We start from the raw sequence: 21,523 nt of genomic DNA, 5'->3' as shown, positions 1-21,523 counted from the left end.
CCGTTTTATAACATGATTAGTGCAGTGGGTTGAGTGATTTTTACAATCTAATGCGTATTTTGCGACGATAGGTTACACTAATGCGATTAGTTACCGGTAACCTTTGAGGCGTTTTGTGGCTCAGTCCCTGCAATCTTTTCATACCTTTTCTTTGCCAAGCCAATGCCAGCATTTTTATCAAATTGATGAAGTGAATCAGCTTTTAAGCACAGACTTTTCTGGGCCATTTTGTATTTTAGGTGAAGGCAGTAATACGGTGTTTTTATCTGACTACCAAGGTTCTGTGATCCACATGAATACGAAGGGCATCGATATAGAGCAGCAAAGCGATGGCTTTTTATTGCACATTGCAGCCGGAGAAAACTGGCACCAATTAGTTGCTATGACTATTGCTAATGACATGGCTGGGCTTGAAAACCTTGCTTTAATACCTGGGACTGTTGGTGCTGCACCAGTGCAAAATATAGGTGCTTACGGTGTAGAGCTTGAAAAGTTTGTGAGTTATGTCGAATACTTTGATATTGCCACCAAAACCATAAAGCGCTTAACTAAAGGCGAATGCCAATTTGGCTATCGTGACTCTATCTTCAAGCATGCACTGAAAAATCAAGCGGTGATCACCCAAGTAGGGTTGCTGTTACCTAAGAAATGGCAGCCAGTGCTGAGTTATGGACCATTGCAACAGCTTTCAGAACCCTCTCCACAACAGGTATTTGAGCAAATCATCACAACCAGAAACAGCAAACTACCAAACCCTAGTGAACTTGCTAATGCAGGCAGTTTTTTCAAAAACCCAGTGATCAGGAATGAGCAACTTGCGTTACTTTTAAAACAGTACCCAGAACTACCTCATTACTTTGTGGATGCTGAGCATCATAAAGTTGCGGCGGGGTGGTTGATTGAGCAAGCTGGGTTAAAAGGCTTTAAGGTCGCAGGTATTGAAGTGCATCAGCAGCAAGCGTTAGTGCTAGTAAACCACGGTAATAGTACAGGTGATGACTTAATTGCCATGGTAAAGCATGTACAACAACAGATTTGGCATAAATATCAGATTGCTTTACAGCATGAAGTACGCCTGATCAATGCTGAACATGAATGCCACATTGAATTGGGAGCTTCATCATGAAAGCGCCAGATGGAAATAAGCTCGCTATTTTACAAGCTCTAAATACCGGTGGTTTTATTTCTGGTCAGCAATTGGGCGAGCAGCTCGGTATTAGCCGTGCAGCAGTGGGTAAACATATTCACTCTTTGCAGGAGATGGGGCTCGATATATTTAAGGTTACGGGTAAAGGGTATTGCCTAAATAATAGTGCAGGCTTACTGAACAAAGATAAAATTGGTCTGCATTATAATGAGTTAGGTGGCAGCACCGCTAATGTTGAAGTGCAGCCTATTATTGACTCAACCAACAGTGAGTTAATGCGCCGTTTGCAAACAGAAGTATCACTGCCATCTGGAAGCGTATTAGTTGCAGAAATGCAGCAAGCGGGAAGAGGGCGCCGTGGGCGCGTTTGGCAATCTCCATTTGGCGCAAACTTATACTTTAGTTACTTTTGGCGTTTGGATGATGGTTTGCAAGCTGCTATGGGGGTATCTATTGCTGTTGGGCTTGCTGTTTACGATACGCTTAAAGCCTTATATCAATTGGATGTAGAGCTTAAGTGGCCAAACGATATCTACTTAAACCGTGAAAAATTAGCGGGTGTATTAGTTGAGCTTGATGGTCAGCCGCAGGGACCTTGCCAGCTTGTAATAGGTATAGGTATCAATTTACATATGCCAGAAAGTGTTAGCCAACACATAGATCAAGCATGGACTGATTTAAGCCAGCATGTACAGGGATTAGATAAAAACAAGCTGGTGGCCTATTTGTGCTTTTATTTAGAAAAACGCTTAGCTCAGTATCAGCAATCAGGTTTAAACGATATGTATCTACAGTGGAATCAATTAAATGCATTTGCTGGTGAGTGTGTTGAGCTCAATACGGGTCATCGTAGCTGGCGTGGTATTTGTGAAGGAATTGATAACCAAGGTGGCGTGCGTATTCGCCAAGACGGCGAAGTGAAAAGTTATTATGGTGGTGAAATTTCATTACGTAAGGCTGAGCTATGAAATTATTAGTGGATGTTGGCAATACCGCAATTAAAGCCGTTTTGTTTGATGGTAAGGATTACCAAACCTGTGAACTCAGCAATTTACCTTGGTCACAAATAACAGAGCTGGTCTATGCGTGCGTGGGTAACACCGAGCTACTTAAACCGTTATTAGTACAGGCGCAGCAATATGCTGTTCCTTACTTTGAAGCAGAGGTGACCGCTAAACTCGCTACGTTAACCTGTGCTTATCAGCAGTTTCAAAACCTAGGAATTGATCGCTGGCTCGCGGTGATCGCTGCGTATGTAGAATATCCCGAGCAAAACTGCATTATTATTGATGCCGGTACAGCAACGACAATTGATGTGCTTAATGAAGAAGGTGCGCATCTAGGTGGTTGGATCTTACCTGGCCTTGATTTAATGACCTCTTCACTTACCCAAAATACGCAACGTGTGTTTGATGATGAGCAAATCCCATTTACGACTGAGTTAGGGCGTAATACGCCAAATGGCCTAAAAAATGGTGCCATGGTTGCTACTCTAGGCGCAATCGAGCAGGCAAAACAACACCTTAACCAACAGGATTGCCAGTTAATATTTGCTGGTGGTTATGGAAAGCTGTTAGCAGATACATATAGAGATGCTAAGTTTGACAGCTTGCTCGTATTTAAAGGACTGAATTATTGGCGTGAATTAGCTATAAAGCAGTAAAAATACGGCAATTTGCCTGAATAGTGAGCGTTTAACACATAAATTCACATTTTTTTTAATTTTATGGTTGCATCACAATAAACCTTACCTTAGAATCTCGCCCCGTACTAAAGCAGTGCCGACTTAGCTCAGTTGGTAGAGCAACTGACTTGTAATCAGTAGGTCATCCGTTCAACTCGGATAGTCGGCACCACTTTCCTTTTACCGGAAGTGACTTAGTAAAGAATTTTCGTGGAGGGGTTCCCGAGCGGCCAAAGGGATCAGACTGTAAATCTGACGGCTCAGCCTTCGCTGGTTCGAATCCAGCTCCCTCCACCACTTTATTCTTGACGGTTAGAGGTAGTTTAAGAACAGGTTCCTAATGCGGGCATCGTATAATGGCTATTACCTCAGCCTTCCAAGCTGATGATGCGGGTTCGATTCCCGCTGCCCGCTCCAGACTTCTGGTGTTGCTGATATAGCTCAGTTGGTAGAGCGCACCCTTGGTAAGGGTGAGGTCGGCAGTTCAAATCTGCCTATCAGCACCAGTATCGAGAACTCATCTTAATTTCTTCCTTTATCTGTCAGAAAAAACTATTTGAAATTTGAAAAAATTAAATTAATCTACCCTCGGTGGATTATTTTCATATGTAATCTAGATACACAAAACTGATAGGTTCCGTCATGGCAAAAGAAAAGTTTGAACGCGTAAAACCGCACGTAAACGTTGGTACAATCGGCCACGTTGACCACGGTAAAACAACTCTAACAGCAGCAATCACTAACGTACTTGCAAAAGTATACGGTGGTGTAGCTAAAGACTTCGCATCAATCGATAACGCTCCAGAAGAGCGTGAGCGTGGTATCACAATCTCAACTTCACACGTTGAGTACGATACTCCAACTCGTCACTACGCACACGTAGACTGTCCAGGACACGCCGATTATGTTAAAAACATGATCACTGGTGCTGCTCAAATGGACGGCGCAATCCTAGTAGTTGCTGCGACTGACGGTCCTATGCCACAAACTCGTGAGCACATCCTACTTTCTCGTCAGGTTGGTGTACCTTACATCATCGTATTCATGAACAAATGTGACATGGTTGACGACGAAGAGCTACTTGAGCTAGTTGAGATGGAAGTTCGTGAACTTCTTTCTGAGTACGACTTCCCAGGTGATGACTTACCACTAATCCAAGGTTCAGCGCTTAAAGCGTTAGAAGGCGAGAAAGAGTGGGAAGACAAAATCGTTGAGCTTGCAGAAGCACTAGATTCTTACATCCCAGAGCCAGAGCGTGACATCGATAAGCCATTCATCATGCCTATCGAAGACGTATTCTCAATCCAAGGTCGTGGTACTGTTGTAACTGGCCGTGTTGAAGCTGGTATCATCAACGTGAATGACGAAGTTGAAATCGTAGGTATCAAAGAAACTACGAAGACAACTTGTACAGGTGTTGAGATGTTCCGTAAGCTTCTAGACGAAGGTCGTGCGGGTGAGAACATCGGTGCACTTCTACGTGGTACTAAGCGTGAAGACGTTGAACGTGGTCAAGTACTAGCTAAGCCTGGTTCAATCACTCCACACACGAAGTTCACTTCAGAAGTATACGTACTTTCTAAAGATGAAGGTGGTCGTCACACTCCATTCTTCAAAGGTTACCGTCCACAGTTCTACTTCCGTACAACTGACGTAACAGGTGACGTACAGTTACCAGACGGCGTTGAAATGGTAATGCCTGGTGACAACATCAAGATGACTGTAGAACTAATCTGCCCAATCGCGATGGACGAAGGTTTACGCTTCGCTATCCGTGAAGGTGGCCGTACAGTTGGTGCTGGTGTTGTTGCAACTATCGTTGAGTAATCAACTATAGTGATGCATTAAGCATTAAGCATTAAGCATTAAGCATTAAGAAAAACCCGAGCTTAGTCTCGGGTTTTTTTATGGGTGAAAAAAGCTACCAGCTTTAAGTTTTAAGCAGTTTAGAGTGAAAGGCTAATCTGCCGCCTTCAAATTCCCAATGGACGAAGGTTTACGCTTCGCTATCCGTGAAGGTGGCCGTACAGTTGGTGCTGGTGTTGTTGCAACTATCGTTGAGTAATATCAACAGATAGAGCTTCACAGCTTATAAAAAGGTCGCCTAGGCGGCCTTTTTTAATGCCTGTAGAAAAGCTATCAGCTTTCAGACGTCAGATTAGAACGGTGGGGCTGTTTAGTTCTGTGTATCATTCAGCATTCGAGCAGTTTATTCTTCGGGTAGGTTGGTTTGAGCGCAGCGAAACCCAACACAATCCATGTAAACCTTTTCTTTGGTAAAGCCAAACCACATTAAAGCACTCCCAAGGTTATGCTTGACCTATAACCTAGAGCCTTTACCCTCGCTAACTCGCATCTAAATCCAACCCCTTGATATCTATCTTGGTTATTCATCCCTAAATTGGGAAATGATTATGAATGTTAGCTGAACTGAACTACGCTTGATTAATAACTAATAATAAATGTGTAGATTTAGGGATGATCCGTTTTTTAATAGCGCTGTTAGCACTTCTGTTCTTACCTTCAGCTTGGTCTGCATTTCATAATTACGATATTGAGGATGGATTATCGCAAAGTGTTGTGTTCGATATTGTGCAAGATCAGCAAGGTTTTATGTGGTTTTCGACGCAGGCAGGTTTAAACCGTTATGATGGCAATAAGTTTACCGTATTCACAGCCTCTGATGAGACAAATAGCCTAGCAAATAACTATATCTATCCATTGGCACTTGATAGCGAATCACAGCTGTTTATAGGTACGCGAAATAGTGGTGTAAACCAACTTGCATTACATAATTATCAATTTTCTGAGCCACTCTTAAAAGAGCGTCGCATCACCAGTTTATTGGTAGCGCAACAGCACGTTTATATTGGTACATACGACGGTAGCCTGTTTCGTTACGATAAGCGAACACAGCAACTTGAAAGGCTAATAACAGACTTAAAAAAGCCTATTTATGCGCTATCAAAAATTGCCGACATCCTTTGGATTGGTACCCATGGAGCTGGGTTACTTCATTATGATCTTATTAATAAACAACAAATTAATACTATTTTTTCTGGCTTTGCTGAGCCAATAGATATTCATGCCAGTATCTTTGCTATCAAACAGGCAGCTGATGGCAGTATTTGGTTGGCAAGTCAGGGTGGTGGCTTATACAAGATTGAGTTAAGCACTAAAACAATGACGCAGTGGCTTACCTCTAATGATGGCGGTGTTGGGCTTAGCAGTAATGAAATTCGTGATATTGAGTTTGATAGCCAAGGCCAAGTTTGGCTGGCAACGCGAGGTGGCGGGATTAATGTTTACGATCCAATTAATGCAAGCTTCACCGTTTTAGCACATGACCCATTTGATAAATATAGTCTTGCTCATAACCGGGTCTATAGTATCTACCGAGACAGTAGCGACATTATGTGGTTCGGTACTGCCAATGGGATCAGTAAGCTCGACCCAGCATCATTGCAATTTAGTAAGTTAAAAAAGCCAGCGCCACTTTCAAGTAACGATGCGTGGGCGCTATTTGAAGACTCAAAGCAACGTATTTGGTATGGCAGCTGGGGTGGCGGTATCGATATTCTTGAGCAGCAATTAAATCGTTTAGAGCGCATAACCACCGAAAGTTCACCGTATTCAATTAGTAGCAATGCAATTAAAGCCATTGCCGAAGATCGTAATGGCGATATATGGATTGGCAGTTGGCAGCAAGGGATTGATGTTTTGCATACCGATGGCAGCATCAGTCACTTTCGAGCAGGTGAAGGCGAGCATGGCTTAACTGAGAACAGTATATATGCTCTTTTAGTCGATGAGAAAAATAATGTCTGGGTTGGCACGAATGGTGGAGGGCTGTTTTGTTTTGATAGACAGCGTGGCAAATTTATTAGTTTTGCACAGCCTGTAGCGAATACACAACTTATAATTCCGACTGCGCGGGTGACGAGTTTATATAAAAGCTCGCAAGCAGAGCTGTGGATAGGCACAGATGGTGATGGGGCTTATCATTACAATGCTGCAACCGATACCCTCACTAATTATCGCAAAGGCGACTTGGCTTTATCTGATAATACAGTGCGTGCGTTTTTAGAAATTGACCAGCAAATGTGGCTCGCAACGTCGAACGGCTTAAATATTATTGATTTGAGCAACCAGCAAGTTCATCAGCTTAATGTCGCTCAAGGCCTTCCTAATCAAGTCGTTTATGCATTGTTAAAAGACAATGAAGATTGGGTTTGGCTCAGTACCAACAACGGCCTCGCTAAAATAGATCCTGCAACCATGAGCATTAAAAACTATAAAGCTCGCCATGGCTTACAAGGTAATGAATTTAATGCCGGTGCTTATTTAAAAACCCGTGATGGCCGCTTGATGTTTGGTGGCACACAGGGGGTGAGTGTCATTAATCCTGCTGACCTTGAAGTTAATACTATTGGCGGGCAATTGGCACTTACTAGTTTGCAATTTGATGATGAGGATGTGGTAAACGAAGGAGTCAGTCGTTTAGGCAGTTTATACCAAATAGAAAAAAGCCGTTCAGTGACTATTCCTGCGGGCATCAAACGGGTTCACTTTCAGATTAGTTACCTACACTACTCTGAGCCACAGACTAACCTGTACTCTTATCAGTTAGCGGGCTTTGAACAGCAATGGCGTAAAGCTACAGGGCCTTTTTTATCTGTTGATTATACTAACCTTCCTGCTGGTAAATATCAGTTGAAAGTTAATGCTAGTAGTGAAAGCGGGGCAAATGTGCTCACTCCATTACTGTTAAACATAACCGTTCTTGCTCCTTGGTGGCAAACTAGTGAGTTTTATCTGTTAGCGGCTATGCTGATTTTGGCGATGGTGTGGCTATTCACAGTGCTTTGGACTCGCCGGATACGCAAACAAAAATATTATCTGGAGCAAATTGTTAGTGAGCGTACCGACGAAATCGCAGAGCAAAAAACGCTCATCGAACAGCAAGCTGAAGCTCTGAGTGATTCACTCGAAAATAAAGTACGCTTCTTCACGCATGCATCTCATGAATTACGTACTCCTTTGAGTTTGTTGATTGCGCCGTTGCAAAAGCTAATAGCTGATGAGCGAATTACTGAAAAGCGTGAGCAGCTGAATTTGGTATTGCGAAATAGCCGGCGTTTAGAAAATTTGGTTGATAAGCTATTAACGCTGACTCGTTATGATGAGCGCCATGAAGAGATTATAAAAGTTGTGTCACTATCGGCAATTGCCAGAGAGGTCGCAGGGCAGTTTGCTGTGTTAGGTGAAAAGTCTATCGACTTTAAGGTCGATATTGAAGAAGCCGTATTTATCGAAAGCACCCGAGAAGGGGTGCTCACGATTCTTACCAACCTTTTAAGCAATGCATTTAAATATACTCAGCAAGGTCAAGTCAGCTTAACTGTAAGCGTATCAGGTGAGCTTGCCAACATAGAAGTAACAGACACAGGTAAAGGTATCGCAGACGCTGAAAAAGGCAAAGTATTTGATACTTTCTACAGAGTGAGTAGTCATGCAAATGTAGAAGGTAGTGGCGTTGGCCTAGCCATCGTTAAGCGTTTGGTTGATAAGTACAAAGGCACGCTTGTGCTGGCAAGTCGCTTAGGGGAAGGAACTAGTTTTAAACTTTCATTTCAAGCAACGCAATTTGCTGCTCATGCTTCTGCTGCAAGTATCAGTTTAAAATCAAATGAAGTGCAGAATAAAGCCAGTGTATTAATTATTGAAGACAACGATGAGTTACGCCATTACCTTAAATCTGAGTTACAACACCGCTACCAAGTTTTATTAGCGCAAGATGACCAAGTTGGATTGCAAATAGCTTTGAGCCAAGTGCCAGATTTAATCATCACTGATTTAATGATGCCTAAAGTTGATGGCTTTACTGTGTTAGATTCATTACATAACTCGCCCGTTACATGCCATATCCCAGTAATTATTTTGACCGCAAAGGGCGATTATGAAACTCGAGTGAGTAGTTTGCAGCAACACGCGCTAGATGTGATCACTAAACCATTCGATAGAGAAGAGCTATTTTTAAAAATTGAGAACTGGCTAGGCTGGGTAGCTCAATATGCACAACAATCGAAATCTGAAAAGTCGCCACATAAAGCTCAGCAAAAAACGGCCTTTTCACTCGATCCGAGAGACAAAAAGCTGCTTGAAAAGTTAGCTGAATATGTTGCTGAGCATTTTCATCAGCAGGGCTTTTCTATGCTTGAATGTGCGAAGCACTTAGCATTGAGTGAGCGTCAATTCCAAAGAAAGTTAAAAGTATTGTTAAATATCACACCAAGTGAATATCTTCGCGAATATAGATTGCAAAGAGCTGCTGAGTTGTTACAGCAGGGTCGCCAAGTAAGTCTAGTTATAGATGATGTTGGTTTTTCCTCACGTTCGTATTTTTCTAAGTTTTTCAAAGAAAAATATGGTGTGACGGCAAAAGAATATCAATGTCAAAAACTTTAACCTACTGTTTTTTAATTACATGTCGTATTTGAGTACATTTTTGTCGGCATTCAGTACACACAATTTGAATAACTCATCTACCATAAAACCTTAATGAAAAATGAACGGGAAAACATGCTTCGAAGTACTCAAATTGACGGGCAAACATAAAGTCTAATTTATGGTTAAAAGAGTGATCGAGCGCTGACCTTGTTCATATGTTTATTAAGATTTGCTTCCTTTGAGATTGGCAACTGCTCTGCAGTTGCCTCTTTTTAGTGAGCTATACCGCAATCAATGTAAGGATTAACATGATGAGCCCTCCAAATTTCAGGTCTATGAATTTTATAAAACAATTACTTTTCGCAGCCAGTATTATTAGCTTAACAGCTTGTGGTGGGAATAATAGCAACAACGAAGATGATACCCCTCCTGTTGCTGAAGAGAATAAAAGTCCAACAGTATCAATTAACAGTGACACAGAGTTACTAGAGGGAGAGGAGCTAGTTTTACAGGCGACAGCGACTGATAGTGACGGAAGCATTAGTCAATATGCTTGGACACAAGTATCTGGTCCTACCCTTGATCTTTCTGGTAGCGATACAAGCACCTTAACAATTACAGCACCTGCAGTTGAAGAAGATGCAGATATTGTTCTTGCTTTGACTGTAACAGATGATGACGATGCAACTGCAAGTGCAGAAGTTAATATAGCTCTGAAGCGCAAGGCACTAAAAATAACATTTGAAGGCATTGTAACTGATGAGCCAATTGTTAATTCTAGTGTTGTAGTTCAAATTGGTGATGAACAGTTTGAAGTAACCGCGGATGCCCAGGGTCGTTTTAGCGTAGATATTGAAGTGGATGACTCTGATGCAAATGAATTAGTGAAGCTAGTCGCATATGGTAATAATTCAATCAATCCCGGTGTAGAGTTTGTCTCACAGCTAAAATCAATTTCAACTTTGCTGGCGCAAGCAGGAGCTGATGGAAAACTTAGTAAAGAGGATAATTTTGGCGTTAATGTAACTAATGTTACTACCGCAGAGTTTGCATTATTGACTCGTGATGGTGCTGATATCAACTCCGAAGAAGCACTCGATGATGCATTGTTAGCTGTTGATGCGGATGAGAAGTTACTTTTAGCATCATTAATTAAAATTATTGTTGATAACGAAAACTATGAACTTCCTGAAGGCGTCGAATCAACCTTAGACCTTGTATCAAATTCTGAGGATATTGATAACTTTGTTAATACCGTAGAGAGCCAAGAACCGGGTCTAATTGAATCGACAAAAGAAGAAATTAAAGAAGATGATGAACTTGTAGATCAGACCGTTACTAGTATTGTGGGTGAGTATATTTTAATGCAGCCGCAATACTATAGAGCATCAACTGCGCAGTTAGAGTTTAAGGCTGATGGAACTGGCTATGCTAGTTTGATTGATGTCGATACAAGCTTTAATTGGTCTCAGCAAGAGCAGGATATTACAATTAATTTAGCTGAGCCTGTACTTATAAACTGCTCATTTAGCAATGATGAAAATGATCAGCAGCAGGAGGTATGTGAGTATTTAGTTGAGTTAGATCTAATTATTCTCTTGGAAAATGATGCTAATAGAACTGTAGAGTTTTCTCGCAAAACTGAAACTCGTTTCAGTAACAGCGGTGAAGTGTATAACAGCTCTGAATCTAATTATAACGCCACCCTTATTGAACAACGACAAACACTTGCAGTGACAGCAGATGAGCTTATTGGTACTTGGGTTATTGATAATTTGAGCGAGTTTGGTGGGTATAGTAGTGCTGTAAGTATTGAGCTACTTTCTGGTGGAACTGGGACGCTCACTGATAACGATAAAGCGCCTGTAAGTGTTACTTGGCAAGTCGATGAGAATCAACTGCTTATAAGTAATAGCGCAGAAAGTATCAATTATGACATCGCAATTTGGTTAGTTAAAAATGTACAAGTTGGTTATCAATTTGCTGCATCACTAGAAGCTAAAACAGATGATAGCTCGCGAACAGTTACTGGTTTAATGGTGAAAGATAACCAGCTTTCATTTACTGAAGCAGAATCTACTTGGTAAATGGACTGTGTACCAAGGTTATAACTCACCACAAACAGACCTTCATTACGACGTTTATGACGATGGTTTAATGAATTTTAATTTGAATCAAAACTTTCGTTCTTGGCAAGTAAGTAGTGATGGAGAATTCTTACGTTATAACTATTTTACAAGTAATGGCATTCAGCCAATCTGCCCTGAAGGTGATGTTTGCCAAGTATATAGTGAGTTTTCTCAACGTCTGCTAGCAACCAATAACGGGCAAAACTTTACTTACCGTAAGTATCGCTTTTTTAATTATGACGGAACCGAACGCCCAGAGGATTACTCATCACATCTTCGTAACTTCTCAGTTTCTAATGAATATGGCGTATCTAAATTTGCTCCCTACTGGTTAGAAGAAAACGCTAGCTATGATGAAAATGGTTATCCGACAAACGTTGGTTTTATTGAGCTTTATTCGCCAAGGGAACGTGGTGTTGAAACTATTAAAGTTGAGACAATCTATAACGATGAATTAGATGAATATAAACGTAGAATTAGCTTTTCATATCTTGGAGTTTTAACTGAATATGACTACAGCTTAGCCTCCGGCAAATTGATGTTTAATACATCGCAAGCAGAGGTTAGTGACTTTGATAGGTATTTCTTAACGGTTTGTGTTTATGCGCAGTCAGCGAGTTGTACTGAAGGTGATAAGCAAGCTTGGTTCTTTGATAAAGCGATGGCGGAAGCGCAGGTTGATATTGATCGCCCTGCAACAGAGCACCCGTTAGATGGCGCCTGGCAACTTGCCGATGAACCTGATGTTGCAGTGGTTTTACGTGATGGGAAGTGGATTCAGATTCAAGCAATGGCAGATGAAGGCGTTGATGATGCTCATCCGGGATTTGAGTTAGGCGATTTTACTTGGAATGAGAGTACAGGTGAGTTTGCTGTTGAACTAAGCGAAGATACCAATGGAAGTTTTGGGATTGACGATGCTGGCAGCATTATAGCGTCTGTCTCTGCAGATACACTTACTCTTGAAATTGAAGGGGAAGGTGATGTTGTACTAACACGTATTTATAGTCTGGGAAATCCACTAGTAGGTGCTTATTTCGATGGGTCGCTTGATGGTGACTTCTTTATGGGCATATTTAAAGAAGACGGTACTTTCTTAGAGCTTGCTCATGACACTGAAAATGATGAGCTGGGTATATCTGGAGGTTACTATAATTATGACATTGAGAATCAAAAAGTGTTTGTCGATTTCTATGAAAAAACATACGGTAGCCCAATAGAAGAAGCTGACCCGCACTTTATTGTCAAAGCACAAGGCAACTTTTTACAATTTAAAGATGGCGATGACTTCGGTGTAATGCAAAGAATTACGCGAGTTATTGAGCAAGATTCTTTTATTGAAGTCGACTTAATTGGTACACATATTTTCACCTATATGACCGAGAGTGGTGGTGTTGAAACATCAAATATTGTCATTGCTGAAGATGGCAGCGCTTCATTCGAATTAGATGGTGAAGTTCGTAGTGCGTCTTGGGAGCTGCATTTAGGATCTTTAATGATGTTTAGTGAGGCTACCGAGAGTCAGAATTATGGTTATGGCGTGTTAATGACTCCTATCACAACCGTTGATGGAGGATTTAGCGTTGAAACTTTAGGTTTTGAAGTACCAGAAAGCTATAACGACGATGATGACCCTGCATTACATACATTTTTGTCAGGCAGCTTAATTAAGCAGTAATTTATACCCAAACCACCTCAAGATGCAGAATTCAGCGTTTCACAGGTGCTTAAAATCAAGGCGTTACTTTGCAAGAATGGCAGTCCCTTTTAAGAAGTAACAACGATGAGAGTAAGTGCCTGCGAAGCGCCCAAAGGGTTGGTTTAAAAGCGATTTATACTGCGTTATTGATTTTAACAATAGAACCACTATTACTTGCAATCAATGCCTTGCCTAAATCGCTTTTAATTCCAACTGAAACTCGCACCTTGAAATGGTTTGGGTATATAAAGCCCAGCACAGTATGAAGTACTGGGCTGTTTTTTTAGGATTGATAGTCGTAGTAAATCAAAATACACACCAGCTAATCTACTTAGATCTAATCTTCGCTTAAAAGATTGAAAAGTTTATGTTACAACGGCACTAACATTACTTTTTAGTTACAAACATGACTGAACTTTACCATTGGTTTGATTTAATCGGCGTAGCCGTGTTTGCTGTTTCTGGAACGCTATTAGCGTACGACAAAAAAATGGATGGCTTTGGGGTTGTTGTGTTAGCCACAGTCACTGCTATTGGCGGTGGAACTGTGCGCGACGTTATTTTAGATGTGCCCGTATTTTGGTTACATGATCAAAGCTATTTCTGGGCTATATTACTTTCTGTATTTGTTACCACTCGTTTAATCAATAAACAGCGTTCGATTTCACTTAATGCATTGCAAGTGGCAGATGCTTTTGGTTTAGCATTTTTTGCGGTGATGGGGGCGCAAAAAGCCATGCTTGCTGGTATGCCTGATACCACCGCGATTATTATGGGTGTGATCACAGGGTGTTTTGGTGGCGTTATCCGTGATGTGTTGGCTGGAAATATGCCGATGCTGTTAAAAGGTGAGCTCTATGCTATTACTTGCATCGCAGGTGGGATTGTTTACACATTAAGTATCTCACTGGGTTTAGTGACCGAAATGGCCATGGTGTTGGCTATGCTTATGACCTTATCACTGCGTTTAGCTGCAATGAAATGGCACCTTACATTACACGTTTTTAAATATCCCGACTAAGATTAGTATTAAGAATGAATGATAGGGACATCATGGATCGTGTCTTTAGCTAGAATATTTTCTCGTGCACAAGTAGGTGTGCAAGCTCCTGAAGTGATTGTAGAAGTACACTTAGGCAATGGCTTACCTGCTTTTCATATCGTTGGCTTGCCAGAAGCGTCAGTCAAAGAGTCAAAAGATAGAGTGCGTAGCGCACTCGAAAACTCACAGTTTGGCTTTCCTGACCAACGAATAACCGTCAACCTTGCGCCTGCTGATTTACCTAAAGAGGGTGACCGTTTTGACTTGGCTATTGCAGTGGGTATCTTGGTCGCCTCTGGGCAAATAAACTGCCCCGATATTCATCGTTATGAGTTCTACGGAGAACTGGCTTTAAATGGTGAGGTAAGAGGGGTGAATGCTATTTTGCCTTCGGTGTTAGGAGCGAAAGAGCAGGGTCGCTGTTGTTTCTTACCCGCTGAAAACGACAATCTCGCAAGCCTTGTTTCGGGCGTTTCTCGAAAAGCCGTTTACTCCTTACAAGATGTTTGGAATGACTTATTAAATCAGCAACCTCTGCCACTTAATATTTGTTATCCAGAGCAGCAGTCGCAGCGTGACTCGCTACTCGATTTAAGTGATGTGAAAGGCCAACCTGGAGCCAAAAGGGTACTCGAAATTGCTGCGGCTGGTGGCCATAATTTATTGTTTCTTGGTCCTCCAGGTACTGGCAAGTCAATGCTTGCCCAGCGTATGCCAACGATTATGCCAACCATGTCGGATGATGAAGCAATTAGCACTGCCGCGTTATATTCGATAATTGGTCAATCGGTTGATTTATCGAATTGGCGTGAACGCCCCTTCAGAAACCCACATCATACTTGCTCTGCTGTTGCCCTTGTTGGTGGTTCCTCAAATCCTAAACCGGGTGAAATCTCTCTCGCTCATAATGGCGTTCTGTTTTTAGATGAGTTACCCGAATTTGAAAGAAAAGTGCTCGACTCATTGCGAGAACCAATGGAAACGGGCGTGGTGACTATATCGCGAGCGGCACGACAAATGGAATTTCCATCGCAATTCCAGCTGATCGCCGCATTAAATCCTAGCCCCACAGGAAGCCATACCGATAAGCGTGCAACGCCAGATCAAGTATTGCGGTATTTATCTCGAGTATCTGGACCATTTATCGATAGGATTGATTTACAAATTGAGCTGCCGAGACTCACCAGTAGCCAATTACAGAGCACGCAAGTAGAAGAAAGCAGTGAACAAGTAAGAGCCAGAGTTGAAAGAGCTTATGCAATTCAACTCAACCGGCAAGGCAAAGTGAATGCGCGCTTGAATAATAAAGAAATGAGCATTCATTGTGAGTTGGCAGCTGCTGAGCTGCAGTTTTTAGCAAAAGCCAGCGAAAAACTGGCGTTATCACCACGCTCATATCATCGTGTTATTAAAGTGGCGCGTACCATTAGCGACTTGAAAGCACAGCCAGCAATTACCTTAAATGAATTAAAAGAGGCGTTGAATTATCGTGCGTTTGAACGGCTAATAAGCCAATTAACGCAGTTTTAGTGAGCTTTTAAATTGATAGCATGTAGCCTTTACCGCGAACGGTTACGATACGCTTTTGGTCTTTTTCATCGCTGAGTTTTTTACGTAAGCGGCCAATAAGTACATCAACGGTACGATCGCTTGGGCTCCAGTCAGGCTGACCAATTTCTTCGGAAATTTTTTCACGTGATGTCGCTTTACCCGCATTTGCAATAAGGCAAATAAGTACCTTGTGTTCTGCTTCAGTAAGACGAGACTCTTCACCATTAGGGGTGACTAATGTGCGGTTATCAGGGTGCAGTTTAAAGTCGGCATATTCAATAAACTCTTCGCTCTCATCATCTTGCTGAGAGCCTCTTATGCGTTTAAACAGGGCGCGCATTCTTAGTTCAAGTTCAAGTAAATCAACTGGTTTGCAAATGTAGTCATCGGCACCTTGTGCAAGACCTGCAATACGGTCAGCTTGCGAGTCACGACTAGACAGCACAATAACGCCAATGTCTGTTAGTGCATTAAGCTCTTTGGCAAGCAAAAGCCCATCGCGTTTTGGTAACACAATGTCGATAACGGCTAAAGAGATTGCTTTTTTTGATGAAGCACGCGATTGTACAATGCTTAATGCATCGAACACCGTTGAATCTACCTCAATATTAAACTCAGTTTCTTTAAAATGATTAAGAATGCGTTTAACGAGTAGTTCGTCGTCTTCAACCAATAAAACTTGAATAGTCATTCGCTTTAATTTCACACTTGATTTGTTGTAATGTTAGCACTGTATGGCAAAGGCTGAGAAGAGTCATGATAAGGTTTATAACTATTTCTTACAATTTAATGGCTTAGCGATAGTTTAAAAGGATGAAAGCTGAGCACTCACACAGTGCCCAGCCAAGGGATTAAACTACTTTTCAGGATAAAGGTATTGCCACCATTGCGGCTGATCTTTTAAGTTTTTATCGAAATAAGCCAGCATGGTATTCCACCAGTCAAAGCGTTTATCACGAGCAAAAATTTGGTGATCTGCGCCTTTATACTCAATCAGGTCAACATCTTTACCTAATAACTTTAATGCCGTGTACATATTGTGACTTTCACCAACCGGTACGTTGGTATCCGAATCACCATGAAGGAGTAATAACGGCGTTGTTACTTTGTCAGCATGAAAAACCGGGCTGTGTTGGCTGTAAAGTGTAGGATTGTTCCACGGGAAGCTATTTTTAGATGCTTCAGCTGAGTATAAGTAACCCCACCAACCTTGGCCCCAATACGAGGTGATGTTTGAAATTCCAGCATGAGCAATCGATGCACTGAACATATCTGTTTTAGTTGCGAGTAGCATGGTCATAAAGCCACCGTAAGAGGCTCCTAAATTACCTACACGCTTACTATCTACAAAGCTATATTTATCTAAAAAGGCTTTTGTGCCGTCGATGATATCGTTGGCGGTGTATTCACCCCATGCGTTGACGTGTTTAGCCGAGAACTCTTGGCCAAAGCCTGTTGCGCCCGTAGGTTGTACAACGTAAACAACATAGCCATGCTCAGCCCATAAGTTAAACGGGTAACGGCCTGTAAAACCACGAGTTACTGGTGAAGTGCCACCATAATAATAAACCAGTGCAGGGTATTGTTTATTGCTATCTAAATCATGGGGTAAATAAACGCGACCCTTAATTTCAATGCCATCTTTATTAGTAAAGTTAAACTCTTCCAGTGAGGCTACTTGCGTATTTTTATAGCCAATTGGCTTAGAGTCCCACACTACTTTAGCGCGACCTTTACCTAAGCTTAGTTGTTTTAACTGCTGAGGTGTTGACGCTGTGGTGCCGGTAACCAAAATGCGCGGGGTGCGTTCGTGTGAGTAGCTAACTTGCTCAACAACATCAAAACCCGTATTCACTTTATTAAAACGCTTTTTGCTTAAGTCGAATTGATAAAGTTGTACGGTATCTTGCTCGGTCACTTTAATAAGCGCATCACCGTTTTTAAGTACGTGTAACTGGACCGATAGCCGGGTTAAACTCTTTACTTAGCGCTCTTGCCTTTTTACCGTCACGGCTTAGCAAATAAAGTTGACCGTCATAGTTATTAGCAAGCATCCCTTCAGGAAGGTTACGACCTAAGCCATTATTAAAATCTGGTCCGGCAGTGACATAAATTCCGTCGTCAGTATATTTAGCCTGATTAAATGTATTGTATTGACCAAGTACCGTAAGAGCCGATGTAGCTAGGTTTAGCTCAACAAGTTCTGTTGCTGGTTGTGGTGATAGCTGCATTGCTTGTGCCGAGCGGCTCATTAAGACGTGGCCGCTTTTAGCGTCAAAATCTTCAAGTGAATGGCTAAGTGGGCCTTGGCTTAAGATTTTGCTTAGACCTGTGGCGATATCGAGTAAATAGACTTGCGACGTGGTACGAGCATAAGACCAACGGTCTTGCAGGCCTTGATAATGTTTAGTGAGCTTGCCATTGTCTGTTGGAGACTTCGACCAACTAAAAATTAAGCTGTTGTTATCGAAAAACTGAAAGCCACTTGCACCCGCGAGGTTTTTAGCAATGACGCTAAGTTGCATGGTTTTTAGGTTTAAACGCTTAAGTTCGCCATTTAATAAATACACTAAGCTTTTGCTATCTGGGCTCCAAGTAATGTTACTCGGTTGGGCTGACTCAAAGCGATAAAGTGTATTGTTTTTTGCGTCTTTAAGCTCAGTAACATATTGCGCTTGATTAGCGGTTGCATCTTCGTAATGACGTTGGCTAGTTATGAAGTAATCGCCATTTGGTGCCATTGAAATATAACTAACCGTTGGCGCATCGAATAATTGCTTAGCCGACAAACCGTGTTGTTGTTTAGTACTAAATTGCACAGCATCTAGTTCTGACTTAGCCGTAAAATCAAGCTCAACCTCATTCCAGTTGGCTACTTGCTCAGTGATGATAATAAACTGATGATCGCCTTGGCTTAAAGCTAGCTCATAGCTTTTATTTTTTTCTGTTTGCTTTTCACCATCAATAAATAGCTGCGCGTTTTCAATGCCTTTAAGTGTTAATGAGCCTTGGCTAAAACGTTCAGTTGAGGCGGTAAATTTGAGTGCCTGTAAACCACCAAGTGTTAGCGCACTCACTTTATCGAATGATTGCCAGTCAAGCTCATCGCCAAATACGCGTATGCTATCGCCGCTTTTTTGCAAGCTAGGTAGTAGGTTAGCAATAATGGCATCGCGATGATCCGTTTGATATGGCTTAAGTTGCATATTTTCGCCAAGAGGGCCAATAAATTGCACCGCTGATTTATCAATGGCAGCGGCCATCGCAGTATTGCTTAACGCACATAACGCTAATGCACTAAATGTTGTTTTTAGCTTGGCTGATTGGCTTAGCCAAGTAGTTGAAAGTGTCATAGTTTCGCCTGTTGAAGGTAATTTAAACCAATATAGCACGCTGCAAATTAGCCAAAAAGTGCTCTGCGTTAGATTGCAGTCGGGTTTGAGCTTGTGGATTTCAATTGCTATGGTGAGCAGGTTAACTTTTTAAGAGGGCTTACAGTGACATTGTTACTTGTTTATATGTTTGTTGCTATTACGGTTTCGTTTTTGTGCTCAGTGATGGAAGCGGTACTGTTAAGTATTACGCCAAGTTATGTTGCCATGCTCAGAAAGCGACAACCACAACTGGCAAAACGTGTTGGTAAGCTTAAAGACAATATAGACCAACCGCTGGCAGCAATACTTACGTTAAATACCATAGCGCACACGGCAGGCGCAGCTGGTGTTGGCGCACAAGCTGCAGTGGTGTTTTCAGATGCTGCGGTTGGCGTTGCCTCTGCAATTATGACGCTATTGGTGTTGGTGCTTTCTGAAATTATCCCTAAAACATTAGGGGCTAATTATTGGCGAGGATTAACACCCATTGTTAGTGTGAGCCTAATTTGGTTGGTGTTTATTCTAAAACCCTTTGTGTGGTTTGCAGATATTTTAACGCGCTTTTTAGGGCGTAATTACGATGATATATTATATTCGCCAAGAAATTGAAGCCATGGCTGATATTGGTACTGAATCAGGAGCCCTTGGGCAAGATGAATCTGAAATCATTCGCAGCCTGCTGCATTTTCGTCATGCCAAACTCGATACCTTAATGACACCACGTACGGTGCTTTTTAAAGTACATAAAGATTTAACTGTAAACCAATACTTGGCGGAGCATGGTTCTTCTTCGTTTTCTAGGGTATTGGTTTATGACAAAAATGGTGATGATATTATTGGTTTTGTGCATAAAAATGACATTATGCTGGCTTATCATCGTCTAGGTGAAGACTATAAAATTAGCAAGCTCGTTAAGCCTATTTACACCGTACCAGAAACCTTACATGTGCCGACTTTACTCGAAACCTTACTGTCTGAGCGCACGCATATTTGTTTAGTCGTGGATGAATACGGTGATGTGCAAGGTATTGTCACCCTTGAAGATTTAATCGAAGCATTAATGGGGCTCGAAATTGTTGATGAGCACGATCAATCAGCTAATATGCAAAAAGTCGCCAAACAGCGTTGGCGACAACGTTTAGCATCGAGTAATACCATCGTCAGTGACGATAAGCGTAAACCTTAGCGGCGATGCCCCGCTGCGGTTTTTACCATTTGTCGCCATGAGAGTGACCAATTTAAAAAGTCTTCTTTGGCTTTCGGGCGGCACAGCAAAAAGCCCTGCATAAGAATAAACTCTTTGTAGCGGTCGAGGTATTCGAGTTCTTCCACTCGCTCAATGCCCTCGGCTACAATAGCGAGATCTTCTTGTATCGCTATATTCACTAAGCTACTAACAATCACTTGGGAAAACTGATCGGTTTCAATATTGCTAATCAGGGTGCGATCGATCTTAATTTCGGTAAACGGTAGCGTTTTGAGTTGTTGAACATTAGTAAAGCCAGTGCCAAAGTCATCGAGCGAAATACCAAAACCGCGCATTCGTAAACGGTTGAGTGTTTCGAGCTGTGCCGCACTTCTAAGTGCATACTGCTCAGTGATTTCGAGGATGATTTCACTTGGAGTTAAATTATTTAAGTGTAAGATTAACGCAAGTTTATCTGGGCAGCTTAAATCTTCTAGTTGCGAGGGTGATAAATTGAAAGCGAGCTTTAAGTTTTGATCAAAGTTTTCCTTTATTTCAATAAAATCGCTAGTGGCTTTTTCAAATAATTGAAAAGTAATAAGGTTTATCAAGTCCAAATCTTCAGCAACACAAATAAAGCGTTCGGGCAAAATGATTTCTTGTTCTTGACGCGTGTTGATCCGTGCTAATACTTCAATACTTTCAACCCGGTTGTCATGACGATTAATTTTAGGCTGATAAAACGGGATCACTTCATTGTGGCTGATAGCATGCAGTAGTAATGATTCAGAAATAGGCGCCTGAGTTCGTTCAACATGAATAGCAAAGTGTTCCAACTTTTGAAGTAGTAAGTAAACTTGATTTAATTGTACTGGCTTAGAAACATTACCAATTAAGTGAGCGTTATGCTTGCGAGCTAAGTCAGCAGCTAGGTCTATAACCTTAGGGTCCATCTCAGAAATAATGGCAATTGCACCTTGGTATTTCATGGCGCCTAAATGGCGGATAAGTTCCATGCCATCCATGTCTGGCATATTGAGATCAGTAAAAACAGCATCAAAGTATTTCGGGGCTTTTTTTATTTTTTCTAGTGCTTCCTCAGCACTTAAGCTGGTGGTGATATGAGGGACTTCGAGCTCATTCAAAATAGCATGCATGACAATTAAAATTGCTTTCGAATCATCTACGACGAGAATGTGCCTATTTGACTTAACCATATTCATTCCTTGAATGAGAATACTATTATAAAAGTAGTAGAAAA

Annotated in this window: 12 protein-coding genes, 4 tRNA genes and 2 pseudogenes; 15 read left to right on the top strand and 3 right to left on the bottom strand. The window is 41.6% G+C overall.

Features of this window, described 5'->3' with window-relative positions:
• Positions 1-115: 115 nt before the first annotated feature.
• The 14 genes from murB (at position 116) to ACRWSG_RS08180 (ending at position 15,681) form a co-directional block, all read left to right on the top strand.
• Positions 116-1,126: a UDP-N-acetylmuramate dehydrogenase gene (gene murB / locus ACRWSG_RS08245; protein ID WP_462166049.1), complete on the top strand. Its 1,011-nt coding sequence runs from the start codon at positions 116-118 to the stop codon at positions 1,124-1,126.
• Positions 1,123-2,115: a bifunctional biotin--[acetyl-CoA-carboxylase] ligase/biotin operon repressor BirA gene (birA, locus tag ACRWSG_RS08240; protein ID WP_054554865.1), complete on the top strand. Its 993-nt coding sequence runs from the start codon at positions 1,123-1,125 to the stop codon at positions 2,113-2,115. Before murB ends, birA begins: the two co-directional genes overlap by 4 nt.
• A complete protein-coding gene (locus ACRWSG_RS08235; RefSeq protein WP_462166047.1) occupies positions 2,112-2,810 on the top strand; it encodes a type III pantothenate kinase in 699 nt (232 codons plus the stop codon). The genes birA and ACRWSG_RS08235 overlap by 4 nt, the downstream gene beginning before the upstream one ends.
• Positions 2,811-2,927: 117 nt before the next feature.
• Positions 2,928-3,003 (top strand) — tRNA-Thr (locus ACRWSG_RS08230).
• Positions 3,004-3,043: 40 nt separating this feature from the next.
• Positions 3,044-3,128: transfer RNA gene (locus ACRWSG_RS08225), tRNA-Tyr, on the top strand.
• A 45-nt stretch (positions 3,129-3,173) separates the two neighbouring features.
• Positions 3,174-3,248: transfer RNA gene (locus tag ACRWSG_RS08220), tRNA-Gly, on the top strand.
• Between the two features lie 13 nt (positions 3,249-3,261).
• Positions 3,262-3,337, top strand: a tRNA-Thr gene (locus ACRWSG_RS08215).
• A gap of 136 nt (positions 3,338-3,473) precedes the next feature.
• Positions 3,474-4,658, top strand: coding sequence for an elongation factor Tu (gene tuf, locus ACRWSG_RS08210; protein ID WP_054564107.1), 1,185 nt, complete (start codon positions 3,474-3,476; stop codon positions 4,656-4,658).
• Positions 4,659-4,815: 157 nt separating this feature from the next.
• Positions 4,816-4,896 carry an EF-Tu C-terminal domain-related protein gene (locus tag ACRWSG_RS08205; protein WP_082874015.1) on the top strand — a complete coding sequence of 27 codons (81 nt, stop codon included), beginning with the start codon at positions 4,816-4,818 and terminating at the stop codon, positions 4,894-4,896.
• A gap of 413 nt (positions 4,897-5,309) precedes the next feature.
• Positions 5,310-9,299: a hybrid sensor histidine kinase/response regulator transcription factor gene (locus ACRWSG_RS08200; protein ID WP_462166045.1), complete on the top strand. Its 3,990-nt coding sequence runs from the start codon at positions 5,310-5,312 to the stop codon at positions 9,297-9,299.
• Positions 9,300-9,589: 290 nt separating this feature from the next.
• Positions 9,590-11,368 (top strand): PKD domain-containing protein, encoded by a 1,779-nt coding sequence (locus ACRWSG_RS08195; protein ID WP_462166044.1) that lies wholly within the window; start codon positions 9,590-9,592, stop codon positions 11,366-11,368.
• Positions 11,369-11,375: 7 nt separating this feature from the next.
• Positions 11,376-13,088 (top strand): hypothetical protein, encoded by a 1,713-nt coding sequence (locus tag ACRWSG_RS08190; protein ID WP_462166043.1) that lies wholly within the window; start codon positions 11,376-11,378, stop codon positions 13,086-13,088.
• Positions 13,089-13,515: 427 nt separating this feature from the next.
• Positions 13,516-14,130, top strand: coding sequence for a trimeric intracellular cation channel family protein (locus ACRWSG_RS08185; protein ID WP_138600951.1), 615 nt, complete (start codon positions 13,516-13,518; stop codon positions 14,128-14,130).
• Between the two features lie 39 nt (positions 14,131-14,169).
• Positions 14,170-15,681 carry a YifB family Mg chelatase-like AAA ATPase gene (locus ACRWSG_RS08180; RefSeq protein ID WP_462166042.1) on the top strand — a complete coding sequence of 504 codons (1,512 nt, stop codon included), beginning with the start codon at positions 14,170-14,172 and terminating at the stop codon, positions 15,679-15,681.
• A 7-nt stretch (positions 15,682-15,688) separates the two neighbouring features.
• On the opposite strand, the gene ACRWSG_RS08175 is transcribed toward ACRWSG_RS08180, so the two are convergent.
• Both ACRWSG_RS08175 and ACRWSG_RS08170 read right to left on the bottom strand, forming a co-directional pair.
• Entirely contained in the window at positions 15,689-16,393 is a 705-nt protein-coding gene (locus ACRWSG_RS08175; protein WP_462166041.1) for a winged helix-turn-helix domain-containing protein, read from the bottom strand.
• Positions 16,394-16,558: 165 nt separating this feature from the next.
• Positions 16,559-19,055 (bottom strand): annotated as a pseudogene (locus tag ACRWSG_RS08170) (alpha/beta hydrolase family protein).
• A gap of 144 nt (positions 19,056-19,199) precedes the next feature.
• Here ACRWSG_RS08170 and ACRWSG_RS08165 point away from each other — a divergent pair.
• Positions 19,200-20,262: pseudogene (locus tag ACRWSG_RS08165) on the top strand (hemolysin family protein).
• On the opposite strand, the gene ACRWSG_RS08160 reads toward ACRWSG_RS08165, so the two are convergent.
• The gene (locus ACRWSG_RS08160; RefSeq protein ID WP_054554503.1) at positions 20,259-21,479 is read right to left on the bottom strand and encodes an EAL domain-containing response regulator; all 1,221 of its coding nucleotides are present in this window, start codon (positions 21,477-21,479) and stop codon (positions 20,259-20,261) included. The pseudogene ACRWSG_RS08165 and the gene ACRWSG_RS08160 sit on opposite strands and share 4 nt — an antisense overlap.
• Between the last annotated feature and the right edge of the window lie 44 nt (positions 21,480-21,523).

It is taken from the genome of Pseudoalteromonas sp. GB43 (assembly GCF_054923805.1).
The sequence above is the reverse complement of the archived record's forward strand: the minus strand, read 5'-3'. Positions and strand labels throughout refer to the sequence as shown.

Excerpts from the sequence above, each read along its gene's own strand:
- birA (WP_054554865.1), top strand. The coding sequence starts at position 1,123 with ATGAAAGCGCCAGATGGAAATAAGCTCGCTATTTTACAAGCTCTAAAT.
- ACRWSG_RS08235 (WP_462166047.1), top strand. The coding sequence starts at position 2,112 with ATGAAATTATTAGTGGATGTTGGCAATACCGCAATTAAAGCCGTTTTG.
- tuf (WP_054564107.1), top strand. The coding sequence starts at position 3,474 with ATGGCAAAAGAAAAGTTTGAACGCGTAAAACCGCACGTAAACGTTGGT.
- ACRWSG_RS08205 (WP_082874015.1), top strand. The coding sequence starts at position 4,816 with ATGGACGAAGGTTTACGCTTCGCTATCCGTGAAGGTGGCCGTACAGTT.
- ACRWSG_RS08200 (WP_462166045.1), top strand. The coding sequence starts at position 5,310 with ATGATCCGTTTTTTAATAGCGCTGTTAGCACTTCTGTTCTTACCTTCA.
- ACRWSG_RS08195 (WP_462166044.1), top strand. The coding sequence starts at position 9,590 with ATGATGAGCCCTCCAAATTTCAGGTCTATGAATTTTATAAAACAATTA.
- ACRWSG_RS08185 (WP_138600951.1), top strand. The coding sequence starts at position 13,516 with ATGACTGAACTTTACCATTGGTTTGATTTAATCGGCGTAGCCGTGTTT.
- ACRWSG_RS08175 (WP_462166041.1), bottom strand. The coding sequence starts at position 16,393 with ATGACTATTCAAGTTTTATTGGTTGAAGACGACGAACTACTCGTTAAA.
- ACRWSG_RS08160 (WP_054554503.1), bottom strand. The coding sequence starts at position 21,479 with ATGGTTAAGTCAAATAGGCACATTCTCGTCGTAGATGATTCGAAAGCA.